At 39.3% G+C, this 19,751-nt stretch carries 17 protein-coding genes; 12 read left to right on the top strand and 5 right to left on the bottom strand.

The features are described 5' to 3' along the window. The 8 genes from VB740_RS11215 to VB740_RS11180 all read left to right on the top strand — a co-directional run. Nucleotides 1-182: hypothetical protein (locus VB740_RS11215; protein ID WP_323200081.1), on the top strand; the 182-nt coding region annotated here is incomplete at its 5' end. A gap of 151 nt (nucleotides 183-333) precedes the next feature. After that, nucleotides 334-696 (top strand): hypothetical protein, encoded by a 363-nt coding sequence (locus VB740_RS11210; RefSeq protein ID WP_323200080.1) that lies wholly within the window; start codon nucleotides 334-336, stop codon nucleotides 694-696. Between the two features lie 335 nt (nucleotides 697-1,031). After that, nucleotides 1,032-3,806, top strand: a complete 2,775-nt coding sequence (locus VB740_RS11205) for an N-6 DNA methylase (protein ID WP_323200079.1) — start codon at nucleotides 1,032-1,034, stop codon at nucleotides 3,804-3,806. A 228-nt stretch (nucleotides 3,807-4,034) separates the two neighbouring features. Then, nucleotides 4,035-4,667: a Uma2 family endonuclease gene (locus VB740_RS11200; RefSeq protein ID WP_323200078.1), complete on the top strand. Its 633-nt coding sequence runs from the start codon at nucleotides 4,035-4,037 to the stop codon at nucleotides 4,665-4,667. A gap of 91 nt (nucleotides 4,668-4,758) precedes the next feature. Beyond that, on the top strand, nucleotides 4,759-5,025 hold the full coding sequence (locus tag VB740_RS11195) for a ribbon-helix-helix protein, CopG family (protein ID WP_323200077.1): 267 nt from the start codon (nucleotides 4,759-4,761) through the stop codon (nucleotides 5,023-5,025). Nucleotides 5,026-5,222: 197 nt separating this feature from the next. Continuing rightward, entirely contained in the window at nucleotides 5,223-6,542 is a 1,320-nt protein-coding gene (locus tag VB740_RS11190) for a restriction endonuclease subunit S (RefSeq protein ID WP_323200076.1), read from the top strand. After that, nucleotides 6,539-9,718 (top strand): HsdR family type I site-specific deoxyribonuclease, encoded by a 3,180-nt coding sequence (locus VB740_RS11185; protein ID WP_323200075.1) that lies wholly within the window; start codon nucleotides 6,539-6,541, stop codon nucleotides 9,716-9,718. The genes VB740_RS11190 and VB740_RS11185 overlap by 4 nt, the downstream gene beginning before the upstream one ends. 165 nt (nucleotides 9,719-9,883) lie before the next feature. Then, complete coding sequence (locus VB740_RS11180) at nucleotides 9,884-10,600, top strand: SprT family zinc-dependent metalloprotease (protein WP_323200074.1); 717 nt, start codon at nucleotides 9,884-9,886, stop codon at nucleotides 10,598-10,600. A gap of 172 nt (nucleotides 10,601-10,772) precedes the next feature. On the opposite strand, the gene mutL is transcribed toward VB740_RS11180, so the two are convergent. Beyond that, nucleotides 10,773-12,497 carry a DNA mismatch repair endonuclease MutL gene (gene mutL / locus VB740_RS11175; protein ID WP_323200073.1) on the bottom strand — a complete coding sequence of 575 codons (1,725 nt, stop codon included), beginning with the start codon at nucleotides 12,495-12,497 and terminating at the stop codon, nucleotides 10,773-10,775. Nucleotides 12,498-12,763: 266 nt separating this feature from the next. Between mutL and VB740_RS11170 the strand changes: the two genes are divergently transcribed. After that, complete coding sequence (locus VB740_RS11170) at nucleotides 12,764-13,099, top strand: rhodanese-like domain-containing protein (RefSeq protein WP_323200072.1); 336 nt, start codon at nucleotides 12,764-12,766, stop codon at nucleotides 13,097-13,099. A gap of 288 nt (nucleotides 13,100-13,387) precedes the next feature. Here VB740_RS11170 and VB740_RS11165 read toward each other — a convergent pair whose 3' ends face one another. Beyond that, nucleotides 13,388-13,549, bottom strand: coding sequence for a hypothetical protein (locus VB740_RS11165; RefSeq protein WP_323200071.1), 162 nt, complete (start codon nucleotides 13,547-13,549; stop codon nucleotides 13,388-13,390). A 47-nt stretch (nucleotides 13,550-13,596) separates the two neighbouring features. Next, nucleotides 13,597-14,646 (bottom strand): adenosine deaminase, encoded by a 1,050-nt coding sequence (locus VB740_RS11160; protein ID WP_323200070.1) that lies wholly within the window; start codon nucleotides 14,644-14,646, stop codon nucleotides 13,597-13,599. A 432-nt stretch (nucleotides 14,647-15,078) separates the two neighbouring features. On the opposite strand from VB740_RS11160, the gene VB740_RS11155 reads away from it, so the two are divergent. Both VB740_RS11155 and VB740_RS11150 read left to right on the top strand, forming a co-directional pair. After that, nucleotides 15,079-15,288 (top strand): hypothetical protein, encoded by a 210-nt coding sequence (locus VB740_RS11155; RefSeq protein ID WP_094352741.1) that lies wholly within the window; start codon nucleotides 15,079-15,081, stop codon nucleotides 15,286-15,288. Between the two features lie 322 nt (nucleotides 15,289-15,610). Then, a complete protein-coding gene (locus VB740_RS11150; RefSeq protein ID WP_323200069.1) occupies nucleotides 15,611-15,835 on the top strand; it encodes a hypothetical protein in 225 nt (74 codons plus the stop codon). Between the two features lie 188 nt (nucleotides 15,836-16,023). On the opposite strand, the gene VB740_RS11145 is transcribed toward VB740_RS11150, so the two are convergent. Further along, nucleotides 16,024-16,335 (bottom strand): threonine dehydratase, encoded by a 312-nt coding sequence (locus VB740_RS11145; RefSeq protein WP_323200068.1) that lies wholly within the window; start codon nucleotides 16,333-16,335, stop codon nucleotides 16,024-16,026. Between the two features lie 270 nt (nucleotides 16,336-16,605). Between VB740_RS11145 and VB740_RS11140 the strand changes: the two genes are divergently transcribed. Further along, nucleotides 16,606-18,891 carry a family 10 glycosylhydrolase gene (locus VB740_RS11140; protein WP_323200067.1) on the top strand — a complete coding sequence of 762 codons (2,286 nt, stop codon included), beginning with the start codon at nucleotides 16,606-16,608 and terminating at the stop codon, nucleotides 18,889-18,891. Between the two features lie 13 nt (nucleotides 18,892-18,904). Here VB740_RS11140 and VB740_RS11135 read toward each other — a convergent pair whose 3' ends face one another. Further along, nucleotides 18,905-19,714 (bottom strand): phosphodiester glycosidase family protein, encoded by an 810-nt coding sequence (locus VB740_RS11135; RefSeq protein WP_323200066.1) that lies wholly within the window; start codon nucleotides 19,712-19,714, stop codon nucleotides 18,905-18,907. Nucleotides 19,715-19,751: the final 37 nt, after the last annotated feature.

The following is a 19,751-nucleotide window of genomic DNA, read 5'->3' as shown; positions in this document are numbered from 1 at the left end:
TATTGAATTCGGGTGGCCGTTTATTGAATTCGGGTGGCCGTTTATTGAATTCGGGCGGCCGTTTATTGAATTCGGGTAGTCGTTTATTGAATTCGGGTGGCCGTTTATTGAATTCGGGTAGTCGTTTATTGAATTCGGGCGGCCGTTTATTGAATTCGGGCAACTACCAAGAATTTACGTAAAGTTATTCAAGATATTTGTGATAAATAAATTAATTTATACTGAATAATCCGGGTGTCAATTAACCCTAGTTCTGTCTATCCTAGTGCTGTACAGTTCAGGGTAGAAGTCAGTTTTTATCCTGGCGCATTATTAATAATAGGAAAGTGATTTATGTCACGCCCAAAACGCGGGTCTAAAGTAATTGATAGAGCGCATCGTCGGATTGCGGCTTTGAAATCGATCAGTCCCACCTTAGACTTCGGCAATGGGGTAACAACTGACTCCTTTGCAGCCCTCATCAAAACAACGCAAGACAAGTTGGAAGCTTATAACTCAAGCCTCTCCACTGTGGATATGACTCAGGAAGCCTTAGAAGTTGCCGAAAAGTCGCTGATGGAACTAACAGAACACATGTTACTCAGTGTAGCTGCAAAGTATGGCAAGAATAGCGATGAGTACAAAATGGCGGGGGGCGTTCGTCGAAGCGATCGCAAGCGTCCGGTGCGAAAGCCTAAGCAAGAGGCTGTTGCTTGATAAATCTGGGTTTTACCCCACCCTAACCCTCCCCGTATGTATTGGGGAAGAACCGGATTTTCTTATTTCCTCCCTTTTTAAGGGCAGTAGAGGGGATCTATAGCGGTTCTCAATTACATGGAATACAGACCTAACCCCCAGCCCCTTCCCTACAAGCGAAGGGGGGTAAGATTCAAAGCCTCTCTCCTAAAAGGAGAGAGGTTTGGAGAGAGGTCAAAGTGTATTGCACCCAAACGAGAAGCGCTATATAAGGCCAAAAAGGAGTAAATTAGAATTTCCCTCTAATCCCACCTATGAATTACTTAAATCTTGCCAAGATTTAAAAATGAACGTGAATGAATACAAATAAAATTACACTTTCCCAGTTAGAAAACTTTTTAATGGGAGCAGCGGATATCCTGCGGGGCAAAATGGACGCATCCGAATATAAAGAATATATTTTTGGGATGCTGTTCTTGAAACGGATGTCTGATGTTTTTGATGAAAAACGGGCGAAAATTCGGAAAGATTATCGGCATCTGCCCGAAGATACTATTAATGAATTATTAGCAGACAAAATTAGCTACGGTGAGACTTTTTTTGTTCCCAATCGCGCCCGATGGCACGAGAATTTTATAGATGAGAATGAGGTAAAACAACCCGCCATTAAGAATCTACAGAGCAATATTGGCGAAATGCTCAACAAATCTTTGAATGCTTTAGAAGATGAAAACTCCGTGCTTTCTGGAGTTCTTAAGCATATTAATTTTAATCGGGAAATCAATAATCAACGAGTTGTAAAAGACCCAGATTTACGCTTATTGATTGACCATTTTAATAATCCTAAATTTATTTTGATTAATGATAACTTTGAATTTCCTGATTTATTAGGTGCAGCTTATGAGTATTTGATTAAATTCTTTGCTGATAGTTCGGGTAAAAAAGGCGGACAATTTTATACTCCTGCTTCTGTGGTGCGGTTGATAGTGCAGTTATTAAAACCACAAGAAAAAATGAGTATTTATGACCCCACTGCTGGTTCTGGAGGAATGTTAATCCAATCGGTGCAGTATGTTAATGAACAAGGGGGAAATGAGCAAGATATAGAATTACATGGACAGGATAATGATGGTACGGTGGTTTCTATTTGTAAAATGAATTTGATTCTGCACAATATTTTTAAAGGTCATATTGAATTTGGCGATACTTTAGTTTCTCCTGCTAATGTCAAAAATGGCAGGATAGATCAATTTGATATTGTAATTGCTAATCCGCCTTTTGCTCAAAATTATAATAGTGCCGCACTCCAGCATCAAAACCGTTTTAATTATGGATTTGCGCCGGAAACGAAAAAAGCTGATTTAATGTTTGTGCAGCATATTCTGGCTAGTTTAAAACAGAACGGACGGGCGGCGGTAGTTATGCCTCATGGGGTGTTATTTCGCGGCAGTGATGAGAAGAAAATCCGCGAGAAAATGTTACAAGAGAATGGTGGAGTGATTGAAGGAATTATTAGCTTACCGCAAAAATTGTTTTATGGGACTGGTATCCCGGCGGTGATTTTGGTATTGAATAAAAATAAGCCTGATGCACTACAAAATAAAGTATTTTTTATTAATGCTGATGCCGAATATGGAGAAGGGAAGAATCGTAACTTTTTAAGGTCTGAAGATATTGAAAAAATTGATTATATCTTTACCCGTAAGGAAGAAATAGACAAATATTCTCGGTTGGTGGATATTGCGGAAATTGCGGGTAATGATTGGAATCTTAATGTGCGTCGTTATGTTGATAATACCCCGGAACCCGAACCGGAAGATGTCAGGGCGCATTTATTGGGGGGGATTCCTAAACGGGAAGTGGCTGCTAAGTCTCATATACTGGCAAAGTTGGGTTTAAAGTTTGATTTGGTGTTTCAAGATCAAGATGCTGATTATTATGCTTTTCATGATTGTATTCAGGGAAAAGATGATTTAAAAACTCTGATTGAAAGCAATCAAGATTTATGTCAAATTATTGATAATATGGATAGTTTGTTAGTTGAGTGGTGGCAAGAAGCTCAGGATGATTTTGCTAGTTTAGCACCTACTTCACCCCGTCCTAACGAACACCCGTCGCCTGATCAGAGAGGGGAAAAGCGAGAGGTAAAAAATGGCAATCAATTACCTGATGTCCGACAAGAATTAATTGATTCTTTGAAAAAGAAATTAGTGCCTGTGAATGTGTTGGATTTGTTTCAAGTGGCGGGTGTGTTTGTTAATTGGTGGGATAACATTAGATATGATTTAAAAACGATTATCCAAAATGGTTGGAGTCCTACTTTAATCCCTGATTCTTATATTATTAAGGCATTTTTTCAAGCTGAAGCTGATGAAATTGAGCAGTTAGAAAGTGATATCGCTCAAAAGGATGCTGAGATTGATTCGTTGTTGGAAACGGCACAGGAATTATTAGAGTATGAAGCAGAAGAGGATGAAAAGATTACAGCAAAGTTAATGAAGGATGAATTAACGGCAAGGGTTAAAAAAAGTAAAGAAAAAATCGCTCTACCTTTATTTTCTGGGGAAAATGCCAAGGAGTTAAAAGCGGAGGTAAAGGGATATGAGCAAGTTTTGAAACAATTTAAAAAAGCAGAGGATGAGTTAAAGAATTTTAAAGCAACTCTCAAGCAGAAACAACTGGAGTTTGAGTTAAAGATTTTATTAAAGAAGTTTGGGGCTGAGGATCAGATTTATGAACATGAACAGTTATTAATTCAAGCTAGGAAAGAGTTGGCTGAGTTGGGGACGGAAGAGGAAGTTAAAAAGGATAAGGAGAAGAAGAAAAAGTTTACAGCTTTGACGGGGGATATTAAAAAGTTAGAAGCGAGAATTGTGAATATTCAGGAATTAATGGCAAGTTTTGGCGGCGTAATTACGGAGGAGGAAGCGAAGGAGTTGATTTTGCAAAAGCATCATGATTTAGTGTCTGAACAGTTAGATAGGTTTTTAAATGGAATTAGAAGAACGGTGATTTTTGTGTTTGAGAATTTTTGGGATAAATATGCGGTAGCGGCTGGGAGTGTGGAACGGGAACGGGAGGAGACGTTACAAGAGTTAAATGATTTTTTGAGTAAGCTAAATTATATTTAGAGGTTGTTTGAAAAGTCGCAAAGTATACTAGAAACCCCTCTCCAAACCTCTCCCCGAAGCGGAGAGAGGCTTTGAATTGTTCCCCATTCCCGCTTCGGGAAGGGGGTTAGGGGGTTAGGTCTATTTGGATACTTGTACCTCACCGGATTGAAAATAGCTATAATTGTACGTTGGTTATAACGCAGTGAAACTCAACCTACAGCTTAATAATCATGAGGAAAAATCATCATGGTACAGTCAGCACCAAAACTAATCGATGTTAATGAATTTATTACTCAATATGGTGACAACAATAATTATGAACTAATTGATGGGGAATTAATCGAGATAGAACCAACTGGCCCCCATGAACAAGTATCATCTTTTACGAGTCGAAAACTGAATGTAGAAATAGATCGCCATAATTTACCATACTTTACACCCCATCGCTGTTTGATTAAACTATTGGCAACAAGTACGGCTTTTCGCCCCGATGTGATTGTACTCGATCAAACACAGTTAATTAATGAACCGTTATGGCAACAAGAACCTGTAATTACATCAGGAAAATCAATTAAACTAATTGCGGAAGTTGTTAGTACGAACTGGCAAAATGATTACGCTCGTAAAGTTGAAGATTATGCTTTACTAGGTGTACCTGAATATTGGATTATAGATTATTTGGGGCTAGGTGGTAGAGAATATATTGGCAAAACTAAGCAGCCAACGATTACTATTTGTAAGTTAATAGAAGATGAGTATCAAAAGCAATTGTTTCAAGATGATGCTCAACTTGTTTCCTCTATATTTACAAATTTACAATTAACAGCAAAACAAGTTTTGTCTGCTGGTGGTAGTGTAAATATAGTAGGTAGAGTGTAGTTACGCGAAAACGACAGTTTTTTAACTTTCATCAACTAACCGAACACTTTCTGATTTTTTAAGTCAAATTGTCAACTAATGAGGTAAGATTATGCAATTAAAAATTGAACTTGATGATGAATTGACTCAAAAGCTTGCGTATATTCAGGAACAAACAAATCAAGATTTCAGCGCAGCGATTAAACAAGCTATTGAGCAATATTACAACCAAATTAACAGCACTAATAAACCTCCATTACAAATATTTCAAGAACTTGGTTTAGTTGGATGTTTTAATGGTGATGCTGATCTGTCTGTTAATTATAAAAGAAAAATGGCTGAATACCTTAAAGCCAAACAAGAAGACAATAGATTATGATTATTGTTGATACAGGTGCTTTTTTAGCCTTATTTAATCAAAGAGATACTTATCATAGCCATAATTTTATTATCTAAACAGTAAGCATGATTGTAGGTTGGGTAGAACGCAGTGAAACCCAACATTTTCGTGTTTTTGTTGGGTTTTGTTCCTCAACCCAACCTACAAAGTATATTTAATTTTTTATAGGGTTAGTAGTGGTTAATCAATTAGATGATAATCCGGGTTTAAAAAATCTGCTCTCCGGCGAACTTTCAGAAGAATGGAGAATAACGACATTAGGAAAAATTGCAAGAATTAGAAGAGGCGCAAGTCCTAGACCTATTGATAGCCCTCAATGGTTTGCTGATGAAGGTTACGGATGGGTAAGAATAACTGATGTTACTCGTTCAAATGGTCGTCTTCGTTATACAGAACAATATTTATCAGCAAAAGGTATTACTCAAAGCGTTCCGGTAAAACCAGGACAATTAATAATGAGTATCTGTGCAACTATTGGAGAACCAGCAATAGTTGAATTTAATGTTTGTATTCATGATGGTTTTGTACTTTTTGATGAGTATGATAAAAATTTAGATACTAATTTTCTCTATTATTTTTTATGTTACTGGAAACCTAACTTTAGAGGTTATGGACAAACTGGAACACAAGCCAATCTTAATACAGATATTGTTGCTTCAACACCTATACTATTACCTCCTAAAGAGGAACAGCAGCAAATAGCGAAAATATTAGACACAGTAGATAAAGCGATCGCACAAACCGAAACCCTCATCGCCAAGTACAAAAGAGTCAAAACCGGGTTAATGCAAGACCTTCTGACTCGCGGGATAGATGAAAATGGTCAACTGCGCGATCCAAAAACTCATAAATTTAAGCGATCGCCTTTAGGGATGATTCCCGATGAGTGGAATGTAGTTATACTTGATACTTTATGTAATAAAATTACTGACGGTTCACATCAATCAGTTAAAACATCTGATCATGGTGTTCCATTTTTATATGTCTCTTGTATAAGAGATGGAAAAATTTTGTGGGAAGAAACATCTAGGATATCAGAAGAAACATATACTTTAATTTCAAAGGGTCGTGAACCTTTACCTGGATTAATCTTATATACTGCTGTTGGTTCTTATGGACACGCTGCATTAGTCCGAAACGATAAAAAATTTAGTTTTCAAAGACATATAGCTTATATTCTTCCTGATGCTAAAAAGGTTAATTCCGAGTATTTAACATTTTGGCTTAATACCAATCAATCTAAACAGTATGCTGATAAAGTTGCTATAGGCAATGCTCAAAAAACTGTAACACTTGGAGAAATTGCTAAATTTCCTATTCTTTTACCAGGAATAAAAGAACAGAATTATATAGTTGAAATAATTACAAAAATTGATAAATATATCACGTATGAAGAAACTTATAAAAATAAGTTAAAAATTCAAAAAGCCGGCTTAATGCAAGACCTCCTAACCGGAAAAACCTCCGTCAAACCCTTACTAACAAACCACCCATGAGTACATCCAAAAGCCAAAGAGAAAACCTCCGGCTTGATGAAAAAAACCACGTTGAAGAACCCTTATTAAATCAACTACAAAGCTTAGGCTGGACAGTCATCCGCCTAGAGATGCACCAACAAAAACCCAGCGATAGCTACCGTAATAACTTTGGCGAAGTTATCCTTTTACCCCAACTCCAACAAGCCTTACAAAAAATTAACCCCTTCCTACAAGAAGAACAAATAAACGAAGTCGTCCAAAAAATTACCACCTTTCCCAGAAACACCTTAATCGAAAATAATCGATATATTCTCAACCTCCTCCTAGAAAATACCAGCGTCTCCATTAACCACAATACCCAAGAACAAAGCCCCACCGTTCGCTATATTGACTTTAACCCTGAAACTTTTTTACAAAATAACTCCTTTATTGCCATCTCTCAATTTAAAGTCCGCATTCCCGGCACAGAAAATCATATTATTCCTGATATCACCTTATTTATTAACGGTCTTCCCGTCGTAGTTATTGAATGTAAATCACCAAAAGTTAAAGATGCCATTCCCGAAGCCATTGACCAATTAATGCGCTATAGTCAACAACGCGGCGAAACATCCGAAGGCAACCAAGAACTATTTTATTATAATCAGTTTATTATCACCACTTGCCGACAAGAAGCGAAATTTGGCACAATTACCACCCACAGCGAAAAACGTTTTTTTCGTTGGATAGATCCCCATCCTTTTAAATTAAGTGATATTCAAATTAAAGAAGGTACATCCCCCAACGACCAACAAAGATTGGTTGCAGGGATGTGTTACCTAGAAAACATTTTAAGCATTATTCAAATATTTACCATATTTAGCAACAACGACAAAGGCGAAACCATCAAAATTGTTACCAGATACCAACAATTCCGCGCCGTCAAACTAGCCGTTGAACGCTTAATTACCGGAAACAATCGCAAACAACGCAGTGGAATTATTTGGCATACCCAAGGTTCAGGCAAATCTTTAACCATGCTGTTTATGGTGCGAGAAATGCGAAAACATACCCAACTAAGTAGTTGGAAAATAGTTTTTATTACCGATAGAACTCAACTACAAGACCAATTACAAACCACAAGTCAAGGAATTGGGCAAAATATCAAATTAGCCGAATGGATAAAACCCAAACCAGACGAACCTAATAAAAGTTTACACGAACTACTTGCCAATGATACGCCCGATATTGTCATGGCAATGATCCAAAAATTCCAAGAAAAAGACTTAGAGATAATTTTCCCCAAATTAAACGAAAGTCCAAATGTTTTGCTGATGATTGATGAAGCGCACCGTTCCCAATATACCCAACTGGGGACAAATTTAGACCGTGCTTTACCCAATGCTACCAGAATCGCCTATACAGGAACTCCCATAGATAAAACCGAAGAAACCTTTGGCGACTATATCGACAAATACACCATGAAGGAGTCGATTGCAGACGGAACAACCTTAGAAATTGTTTACGAAGGACGTACCCACAACGCCGAAATTAGCGATAAAGCCGGAATGGATGCTAAATTTAGCGATGTTTTCAGTGAATATAATTTAAACGAACGCTTGCAAATATTGGGTTATGGAACTCGTGACGCTTATTTAGAAGCCATGCCCATCATCGCAGCCAAAGCCCGTGATATGGTAGATCATTATATTGAATATGTCTTTTCTGGAGGATTTAAAGCCCAAGTCGTCGCTACATCCAGAGAAGCAGCTTACAGATATAAACAATGTTTAGATGCAGCCATTGAAGCCAAAATCACAGAATTATCAGTCAACAATCCCCTAAATATCAATATAGCCAGACTGCGAGAATTAGAGACGGCTGTAGTGATTTCTGGCAATAATAACGATTTGCCTCATATTAAAACCTACACGAATCCTAATTATCACAATACCAGCATTCAACGCTTTAAATTATCCTTTGATGCCACTGAAACAGCCGGTAATACATCCATCAATGGCAAAATCGGGATAATTATCGTCAATAATATGCTATTGGTTGGTTTTGATGCTCCCATCGAGCAAGTTTTGTATTTAGATAGAGTGATTCGCGATCATAATTTATTACAAGCGATCGCCCGTGTCAACAGAGTAGGAGAAGAACACAAAGATAAAGGTTTTGTCGTAGATTATGTTGGCATTGGACATCATCTCAAAAAAGCTTTAGATACTTATCAAGATAGAGAACAACAAGAAATCATTAGCCAAATCCGCGACGAACAACAAGAAATTAACGATTTAATCTTAGCCCACCGAGAAATCTGGAATTTCTTAGAACAATACAACCTAACAGATTTTGCTGATGCCGATGCCTTCTATGACTTATTCTATGATGAAGATATCCGCTTTGCATATATTCTCGCCTTTAAAAAACTAACCAAAGCCTTTAATGTAGTTATGCCACGTAAAGAAGCCTTAGATTACTGGCAAGATTACAAAAATTTTATTGCGATTAATCACCTAGCTTATAAACATTTTCGGGATGCACGTTTTAGTCTCAAAGGCATACCCGAAAAATTGCGTAATATAGCAGATGAATTTCTCACAACTCACGGAATTGAGCAGAAAGTCGCCCCAATTTCTATTCTTGATGATAACTTTGAAACCCTGACTAACAGCCACACCCGTATAAAAACTAAAGCCGCCACAGTAGAACACGCAATTAGGAATTATATCAACTCCAATATTAACGAAGATCCAGAATTATTTATTTCCTTCTCAGAAAAACTAGAACAAATATTAACAGAATTCCAAGATAATTGGGAACGCATATATGAAGAAGTAGAAAAACTGAGAAAGGAAATTAAATCAAAAGAGCAAGAAAATACTTACGGGCTAGATAGAAAAACTCAAATGCCAATCTTTCGGATTTTCAGAGCCAATCTATTTGATAACCGCGAACTGAATGAAGATGAAATAACCCAAAATGTCAACTTAACTTTACATACCTTCAATTCGATTAAACAAGAAGTTCAAACTGCTGGATTTTGGGCTTCAATCCCGGCACAAAATCGACTCAAAGAAGAATTACAAAAACTCTTTCTTTCCCCTGATTTTGTTTCCTACCCTAATCTTTTAAAAGAACGGAAACAACTCATCACTCGTCTGGTAGAATGGTCAAGAGAAAATCATCCTAAGAGGTTGTTTGAAAAGTAGTTTATTGTCATTTTAGGCACTTTATCGATCCCCCCTAACCCCCCTTAAAAAGGGGGGAACCGGAATTAAAGCCCCCCTTTTTAAGGGGGTTGGGGGGATCAATAACGTTTTGCTACCTACGAAATAACTTTTAAAACATCCTCTAAGTTGAGTGGAGAATAACCGATGAAACTAGATTATAAAATTATTTATTCAACTCAACGTAAAACCTTGAGCTTATGTGTAGAAAGAGACAAAAAAATAGTAGTTCGCGCCCCTAGTGGAGTATCTGAAGAAAAAATTCACCAAATTATTGAATCTAAAAAACTTTGGCTTTATGAAAAACTGAATCATACTCCCAAATATCCCGACAAAATTACTCACAAAGAATTTGTATCAGGGGAGACTGTGTTATATTTGGGTAAAAATTACCAATTAGAAATTACTGACGATCAATTGCCTAATGTGCGCTTTCACTCTCGCTTTTTGATATCACGCTGCCATCGAGAAACTGCTTTTCAATTATTCCGCGATTGGTATACCAAACGCGCATATATTAAACTACCACCCAAAGTGAAAGATTTTGCTGAATCCTTGGGCGTGCAATTTAATAAAATACTCGTTTCTGATTTAAAATACCGATGGGGCAGTTGTACACCTAATAACAATTTAAACTTTAACTGGAGAATTATGAAAGCTCCAGTCTTTGTAATTGATTACTTAATTGTGCATGAATTAGCCCATCTTTTAGAAAGTAATCACACCCCTAGATTTTGGAATATAGTCGCCGTTCAAGTTCCCAACTATCAAGTTGCAAAAAACTGGTTACGCGATAACGGAAATACTTTAGAAGTAGATTTTTTAGATAAAAAGTTGAGATTAACTACAGCAACAACCGATTAACCTATAGCCATTTTCAATTCAGTGAGGTATGAGTATACAAATAGACCTAGAATTACCCCACCCTAACCCTCCCCTTGTAAAGGGGAGGGAACAAGATAGATTTCTTTTTCCCCCCTTTACAAGGGGGGATTAAGGGGGGTAATTCGATTTGTGTGTACACTTACTGAAAAGATCAAATTCCATGACTTTTTCCTATTACCCAATTACGCCGGAAAAATCGGGCTAATGCTGATTCTTCTAAAGATAAATAAATTGGGCGTCCGTGGGGACAGGTGCGGGGGTTGCGTGTGCGTTGCCAATTATCTAAAAGTGTCTGCATTTCTTGGTGATTCATGGGTGTACCGTTACGAATGGCACTCCGACAGGCGACAGCTACTTGGGCTGTTTGTAAGTCGCCTCCCCAACTAAGTTCTAAAATAGCTTCTGCACAGTCGTCTCGCTGTTGCAAAGGCGCGGGTATGTTTCGCACTGCCCAAAGTTGTTCGCCAAAGGGTTCTATGTCTAAACCGATGCGTTGTAATTGCAATACTTGCGCTGGCGACAATTGATAAAGAATGATTGACGGTTCGACGGGGACAAGTTGCCAATCATCACACAATTGCTCATACAAAACTCGCTCATGGGCAATGTGCTGTTCTACTAACCACATACCACCTGAATGTTCCGCCACAATATAAGTGTTGCTAACTTGAGCGACAGCCTTCAAGGAGTTAGGAGTTGGGAGTGAGGAGTTAGGAGTTTTGGGATTTTCGTTAGGATTTTGAGGGTTGAAATTGTAACCACCTTTGGCTTCTGCGGCTTTGAGTAATTTACTAACCCGTGTGGTGTGAACAGCTTCTTTAAGATTGTTAGAAGATATGCTGAGTGCTTGGTTAATTGCTTTGGTAATTTGCTTTTGCCAATAAATGATTTCGTTGAGGTAAATTTCTGTTTTTGCTGGATTGCGATTCCAGTTAATTTGATCGGGGGAAATGGCAAGATGTAAGAAACAAATTGGATAGCGATCGCGTGGTAATGTTCTGTGAAATGCTGATAATATTGTTTGCTCTAGTTCCGGTGTTTTAACCATCCGTCCGTTGATGGCTACACGTACCCAATCTGGACGATGACGATGAGTGCGATCGGGTAATCCTACCACTAAATTTAGTGCTGAGTGCTGAGTGCTGAGTGCTGAGTGGGGAGTGGGGAGTGGGGAGTGGGGAGGGTTGGGTATTTCGAGTTTTATTTCTTGCAAGTCGCCTTGTCGCACTTGGGGTAAAATCTGCGGTAGTAGTTGCCCGGTTGTCGCAGCTGGAGAGATGGTAAACCATTGACGGTCATTTTGCCAAATCTGCCAGGTGACGTGGGGATGACACATAGCAATTTGGTGAATTGTGGCTTGCACGGCTTTCATTTGCTGTGCTGCTGTGGGCAATCCCTGACGACGAGATGAGCAATTACCGAAAAGATGAGAAACTGTCACCACTGTACCAGGTGCGATCGCAGTTACCTCAACTTGCACAACTTCCCCACCATCGCCGTAGCTAATCCGCCATCCTAATTTTCCACTCACAGGACGACTCAAAATTTCTAAATTTGCCAGAGTCGTTAAACTGTGTAACGCCTCACCACGAAATCCCAAACTGTTAATTTTCCATAAATCGGCACTAGAGCGAATTTTACTGGTGCTGTGGGCTGTGGCTGCTTGTTGCAAATCATCTAGGTGCATTCCACAACCATTATCTGCCACACGAATTCGCCATTGCTGTGGCCATAGATAAACCACAATTCGCGTTGCACCTGCGTCTAGGGAATTTTCTACCAATTCCCGCACCACAGAAGCGAAAGAGTCGATTACCTCACCAGCTGTAATAAGATATACGACTTCTGTTGGTAGAGCTTGAATAGTAGATGCCATAGATTATAGTTTATAGCTTCTGGGTGCAAGAGAAGTGGAGGGAGAAATCAATTAAAAGTTAAAAATTGTACTCTTACAGGGATGCAAACTACAGGCTGTTTGCATTCGTAGAGAAGAAAAAGACTAGGGGAGATGTAGCATTAGCTTCCCGTAGCTTGGAGAATGAAGGAGGCGAATTTACGAGAAATTTTTATTAATTGTAAAGAAAACTCAATTAAAGGAGGATTTTTGATAAATTGCTTGTGAGGTGATGAACCAAAAAACTTATGAGTAATAACTTAGTTGCTGATGTCCATGAGTTAAAGACCCGTTTGCAATGGGGTCAACCAGGTTTTACAATTGTTGATGTGCGCGATCGCCACACCTACAATCACGGTCGGATCAGTGGAGCAATACCTATCCCATTAGATGATTTGGTATCTAGAGCCAAATCTGCTCTACATAAAGAACGCCATATTTATATCTATGGCGACAGTGACGAACATACAACCCAGGCTGCACAAATTCTAAGAGGACAAGGGTTTGCTGAGGTAGCAGAAATCAAAGGTGGTCTTGCAGCTTGGATTTCAATCGGTGGTGCGACAGAAGGCGTTGCCGCTTAAACTTAACTCAGATATATAGCAATCCTATTTGGGTTGTGAAATTATCGTGGAGGTAGGCAATAGGCAATAGGCAATAGGCAATAGGCAATAGGCAATAAATTTTTTTATGAATGATTCAGGATTGCTATAGCAAAAGCCTTGGTGATTAGGACATCAACAGATGATAAAACTTACACACAAAAAGACTTTTCACCCAGTCCCCAGTTCCCAGTCCCCAGTACCTTGCTATTATCAATCCAAGTCTATTTATTGCATAATTGCTAGTTTTTTGTACTGCACATTAGACTTCTAACAAAAATCTAAATTAGCCAAAAGGAAACCACAGATAAACACCGATGAAATATCTGTGTGCATCTGTGGTTTAGTCCCTAAAAACTTGACTTTTGCAAGATATCTACTGTGCATTACAGCTTTCTCTACGGCATCATCATAACTAACTGATTGCAACATTAATTAACATTAACTTATCTTACTTTCCGCTTACCTCTAGATAGTGGTTAATTACTATCCCTTATTGTCAAAACTTTAGGTTGTTCAGGTTTCAGTAACCCATTCAACAGAGATGCGGGACGTTGACTGTAAGGCCAAGCAAAAGCATGACGGAAAGCTGCATCCTGACAAGCTTGTAATTGTGCAAAACTGATAATGTTGTAAGTCAAGAGATTCTCATACTCAAATGGTAAGCGTACATTGTGCAATCCAGCATTATCAGTACAGATAGCAATATCTACCCCAGCTTCAAAACAACGGTCAAAAACTAATTTGAGTTGACGGATATCTTGCAAAGTACCAGTTTGCAGGTAAGTTGTGGGGCAAACCTCTAAACACTGTCCGCGTTTAGCGACATCATTAAGTAACTCTGGATATAGTAAAGGAATTTGGATGCCGTGACCGATTCGCATGAGATAGGGTAAGAGTTCGGGGTAACAGCCAGCAGTGGTTTCATATAGATGTCCGGTGGTCTTAACGCCCTGCGATCGCGCATAATCATATAAGCTAATCCATTCTTCTAAGCGATCGGCATAATAGCTATCACCCCCCGCTACATCTACTGCACAGACATACTGCTTATTTTGCGCCGCCAAATCAACAATCGCCTTGTTCACCTCATAGGGTAGGCGCGTGTGCATACAAAGAATTTGGCTAGTAACAATCGGATATTCTGGCTGGTGGCTAGCAAGTCCTACTACTTGCACAATTTCTGTCATCTTGTCAATTCTCTGTGATTGATTCAGATGCTCAGGTGTCCGCAAATATGGAGTGTAACGCAGTTCCAGGTAAGCCAAATTTTCAAAAATGTAAGCACCCCGCACCAAGCGATAGATAAAGTAAGGCAAAGTCTCAACAGTTTGCACACTTTCTACCAAGGTGTGTAATTCTAGATACTCATCCAGGGTGTTACGTGGGCGAGTATAAAAATCTTCAAATTCTGAATAGTCAGCAAAGCGAGAAATCAACTCCGAAGAATGTCGCTCGAAATATCGCCATAAAACTCTGGGTACGACCGAGCCGCCCAAGTGCCTATGTAATTCAGCATATAAAGCCATAGTGGTATTTTTAAGTAAAAATTTTATTAATTGTAACAAAAACATAGAAATAAAAAATTGAGAGCAAAGACATTTCTTGTCTTCTTTGGTGAAGTTAGGTTTACCATTCCGACCTAGTAGTGGCGGAAGTTTGCCTACCTTTAATAAGGGGACTTTGCCCCAAGTCTTGTTAATTGAGATAGTAGCTGGATTGATGCTGTACTGTACTATCGACCGTGTGAAGGTCGAAATTGTATCCTTATTTTGTTAAAATCCTGTATTTAATAGAGTTTTGAGCATAAATAAACTTGACATTATCAAAACTAAATTGATAAAATCAAGGACTTTAATTTTTGTGCTATACTTAAATAAACATTGCTATTGTTGAGGAAGTGGAATATAGCAATATATTTTTCCTTTAACGAAGCAAATTCCTGGCAAGGTTGGTATTAATTGAAAATTCAAGCGTTGGAAGTCAAAGCTGGCGATCGCATTATTGCTTACTGCAACAACAAAATGCAAACCTGCAAGGTAAAACGCATTTTAGATCCCGGTCAAGCTAATATCACACTATCAGTATTCACATCTGAGAATTATCGCGGTTGCTCAGTTTCATCGATAGTCCGTTTTCAGTCGAACGCCTTAGTTGATTTGGTAAGTTAAAAATCAAGTAAATATTGAATCTCAAAATATCTTTAGCTATTATCCAGCCTCAAGCTGGATATAGTTATGATTAAAGTGCGATGCCTGGGTTGAGCTACGCCTACGCACAGACAAATCCGTTAATTGTGGCTGGATAATTTTGCAGAAAAGCGCCCTCACACTATAGCAGTGCAGGCGAAAGTTTTTGAGCAAACTAATACCAATATTGTTGAGGGTGGTGGCTCACAAGATCCCCGACTTTTTTAAAAAAGTCGGGGATCTGATTGAGCAATATTCGCTCTACAAAATTTAGAATAAGATGAGGTTTAATAATTATTTGGCAATGGAAGTTTTAAAACTTACAACTAAAATCGATGAATCAGGATACTTAAATCTTAATATTCCAACGCAGTTAGCGGGGGTTGAAGTGGACATTGTAGTTGTTTTGAATCCAGTTTCGTCAGAGGAAAAGCAGCAACCTAGTTATGATTTCTCTGATTTGGTGGGGCGATTAACTTGGCGGGGAGATGCGGTAGCAATGCAGAGAAATCTACGCGATGAGTGGTAATCGCTACGTGCAAGTTTGGTGACTGCCGATCAAGAGTTTGCGAAGGTAACAATTTTAACAGTAATTAATTGGTAGCCTCCTGAATAAGCAGTCAAGCCTAATTGAGATGATCTTACCCTGGCACAGCGATGCCTATGGCGAGCTTTGCTAACGCTACACTAAGATTGCCCTGCAATTGATGGCTTTTGTTAATTCTTTTTCACATCACGAGCCATATTGAGGAAGTAGTCGTCAATTTTGGCATTAGGACGAGGGCGGGTAGTGGCGGAAATCTTAGGAGTGTTATCCTGATTCGTTTCAATTTGCTCTTTTGCAGAAGCTTGTTTTATACCTTGCTGCTGATCTGATTCCAAGAAATAACCAGAGCTATTGAATCCAAACAGGTTGCCAAAAAAACCAAATAAATTCCCGAAAAGATTGGAAACACTTTGGAATAAAACACCAAACAAGCCTTGAATCCGAATGAACAAGTTCCGAACAGTTTGAGTTAGACGAAACATAACAGCACCCTCTATGATTGCCTATTCTCATTGTGACTTAATTCCAATAAGAGAAATGGTGCTATGCAAAAAATTTACCAGGCATAGGCGTGAGAGCAGCGCAAATATATTACAGGTTACATTTGAAACATTTATACTTGGCACTACTAACCCGATAACTGCGTCAAATATCTTGCAGCTAAATTACTGTATCAATTTTCCTAGTGCAGCAATTTAATGTTGATATGGAATGAAATATAACCAATTAACCTCATTTAGTAAGCAGAAGTAATGGCAACTCAGTTCTGGGAAAAAAGCATAGAAATTAATGCTACTCTAACCAACTTACTATTTAAGCCTGTGCGTAGGGGCTTACTCCTATGTCGCAGCAAGTTACGTAAAGTGTCTGGTGTTGCACCTAGTCGCCTCATTCATCAAGGTTGGTGGCTTTTAAGGAAACGTCTGCTGCCATTATTATGTCTGATATCATTCGTTGCGGTATTGCTCATCAATAGCTTTACCCCTACCATTGCCCAACAACCTCCTCAACCTCGTCAAGAAATTCGGGGGGTGTGGCTGAGTGGTAACGATTTTAACGTTTTCAGAAATCGCTCAAAGGTGCAAGCAGCTATGAGCCAACTGCGGCAGCTAAACTTTAACACCGTTTATCCAGTAGTGTGGAACGATGGCTATACCCATTACCCCAGCGCCATCATGCAAAAAAAGGGTATTCCCTTCTTTTTCAAGGGAACAGATGGACAAGATGTGATTGCAGACATTATCAGCCAAGCCCGCAGAGAAGGGTTACTAGCCATACCTTGGTTTGAATTTGGTTTCATGGTTCCCCTAAGTTCGGAACTCGCATCCCAGCATCCAGATTGGCTGACACAAAAGCCGGATGGTACGCAAACTTCAATTAGTGCTGCGGGTGAAGTTGCTTGGTTGAATCCGTTTCACCCCGAAGTGCAAAAGTTTATCACCGAACTCGTCATGGAAGTCATTACTCAATACGATGCTGATGGCGTTCAATTTGACGACCACATGAGTTTACCTGTAGATTTTGGTTACGATAAATACACAATTAATCTATTTACTCAAGAAACTGGCAATCCTCCCCCATCCAATCCCCAAGCTCAAGCATGGATAAAATGGCGGGCAGATAAAATCACTGCATTCATGGTAGACCTTCACCAAACCGTAAAAGCTAGAAAACCGAATGCTATCTTTGCAGTTTCTCCTAATTACTATGATTTTGCCTACAAGCTGCAACTGCAAGACTGGCTCAACTGGGTACGGTTGGGTATTGTCGATGAATTGGTTATGCAGGTATACCGTAATGATTTAGAAAGTTTTATTGCTCAAATTAACCGCCCAGAAATTTTAGAAACAAACCAAGTCATCCCAACTGGTATCGGTATTATGGCGGGGTTACGAAATCGCCCAGTTTCCATGCCACAAATCCAATCCCAGGTAGAAGCAGCGCAACAACGCGGTTTGGGTATCGGCTTTTTCTACTACGAAAGCCTTTGGGATATCGCGCCTGAACCAGCAGCCCAACGACAGTCAGCATTTGCGGCTCTTTTCCCAAACTCAGCGTTGCGTGATATATCTCAAAATACACCTCGAAAACCAACTTTTGATACTATATCCCTACCTTTATATACAAAACCTTCCCTCGGTCAACGGGTTCGCGGCTATTTTCTGGAAATGGCGATCGCAAATGGTCAACCAAAGCGTATCTTATTAGATACAGGGTCAGCAGGGTTGCGAGTTCCCAAAGAGTTTTTAGGTAATGCTCCTATCCGCAGAACGGGACAAAATATCAAGGAGGTATTAAGTGATGGTACTATCCTGGAGGGAGAATTAGTTTATGCTAATGTCCGGTTTGGTTTGCTTCCCGCCGCAGAACCCGTTCCGATACAGCTTGTTACTAGTCGCCAATGTACTGCCCAAAAGCCGAATTGTTCAGCAAAGAGTGGTGTACCATTTTCCGGTATTATCGGTGTCAACTATTTTGAAAAGTCACTCCTCTATAATCCGTTGAGAAAATTACCAGGCAATCTGAGTAATGGATTTATTGTGATTGGAAATGGTGGAAGTAACAAGAATGGCAGCCTAATTCTAGGTTTAACTGCTGGTAATCAAGCAGGTTTCAAAATGGCTCCTTGGAGTAAACAAAGCGAAATTAATGGTGTACCCGGTAACAGATGGGACTCTCAACTGAGCAAAGTTTGTCTAACTCTTGCTGGGAGTTCTGCTAAAAATTCTTGTAATAGCAAAATGATCACTGATACTGGAACTATTAATGGTTTGACTGAATTCAAGTCAGCTTCTACAGCAGGCAAACTCAAACCAGGAGTGTTAGGTTCAGCAAATGCTCTGAAAGTAGCAATTAATGGCATTTTTGATTACAGCCTAACACCAGGAACCCGCGACGGATTTAATCGCTGGAATTTGAGTATCTCGCCACAGGCAGAACTTCCTATATTTGTAAATACTGGCATCGCCTTTTTTGATAAATATGATGTCCTCTTTGACCAAGTTAATGGAAGACAGGGTTTTCGCAATCGACGGTAAGAAACAATACGGTTCAGTTAAGCTTTTCCTGAACCAGCAAAACTGATTTTACGGGACGCTTGATAGGATTTCCCTCCAAATCAACCTTCCCGTAAAAGGTTTTCCCTTTGTAATAAAGCGAAGACGAACTCCCCCCATCCAGATTCATCGCTTTATCAGCACCAAGAGTTTTCATAAAATCAGCTAATGCTGGCAAAGACACCCCATTAGCGCGAGCGGAGGGTTTTTGAGCCACCATAACTAAAACAACGCTACCATCACGGGTAATACCCACAGCAGTTCTGGCGTTGGGTTGGTTACTGCCAAGTGCATCTCGTTTATTGGCATTATCTACAAAGCCTTCTTTTACTAACGTAAGTTCTGGTAACAGGCTTGGGCCTGCGCCTATAGCATCAACTAACTGACAACCTGCTGGTGGTGACGCATTGTGCAAGACAATATCATAGCGAACGGTCTGTCCACATGAGTAACGCCGAAATTCTGTGCGATTGAATATTTGGCTAAGGTAAGGTTTTAAGTTGGGATTGTTCACCAATCGCTCGTTTTTTTTGGGGTCAGCTACCAACTTTCCTTGTAAAACAACATAAGATGTAGATTTTTGGTTAACTGGGTCAAAAAAGCCTGCATTCAAAATAGCTACGGCTCGATGCTTCTGGGCAAATTCCTCTACGGTGCTTACCTTCTGTGATAATGCAGGAGTTACCAAAAATCTGCTATTAGCTGGAATTAACAAAATGTGAGCGATGCTTTGAGGCAAAGTGCGCTCGAAGTAGCGGATAGTTTTTGGTGGTGAAGATGCAACAGTTGGTAAGCTAATCGGCATTTAAGCTGCATAATATAAATGCAGAGTCGGTTGAAAA

This window comes from Nostoc sp. UHCC 0251 (assembly GCF_034932245.1).
Taxonomy (GTDB): Bacteria; Cyanobacteriota; Cyanobacteriia; order Cyanobacteriales; family Nostocaceae; genus Nostoc.
This window is presented reverse-complemented; position numbering and strand designations above follow the sequence as displayed.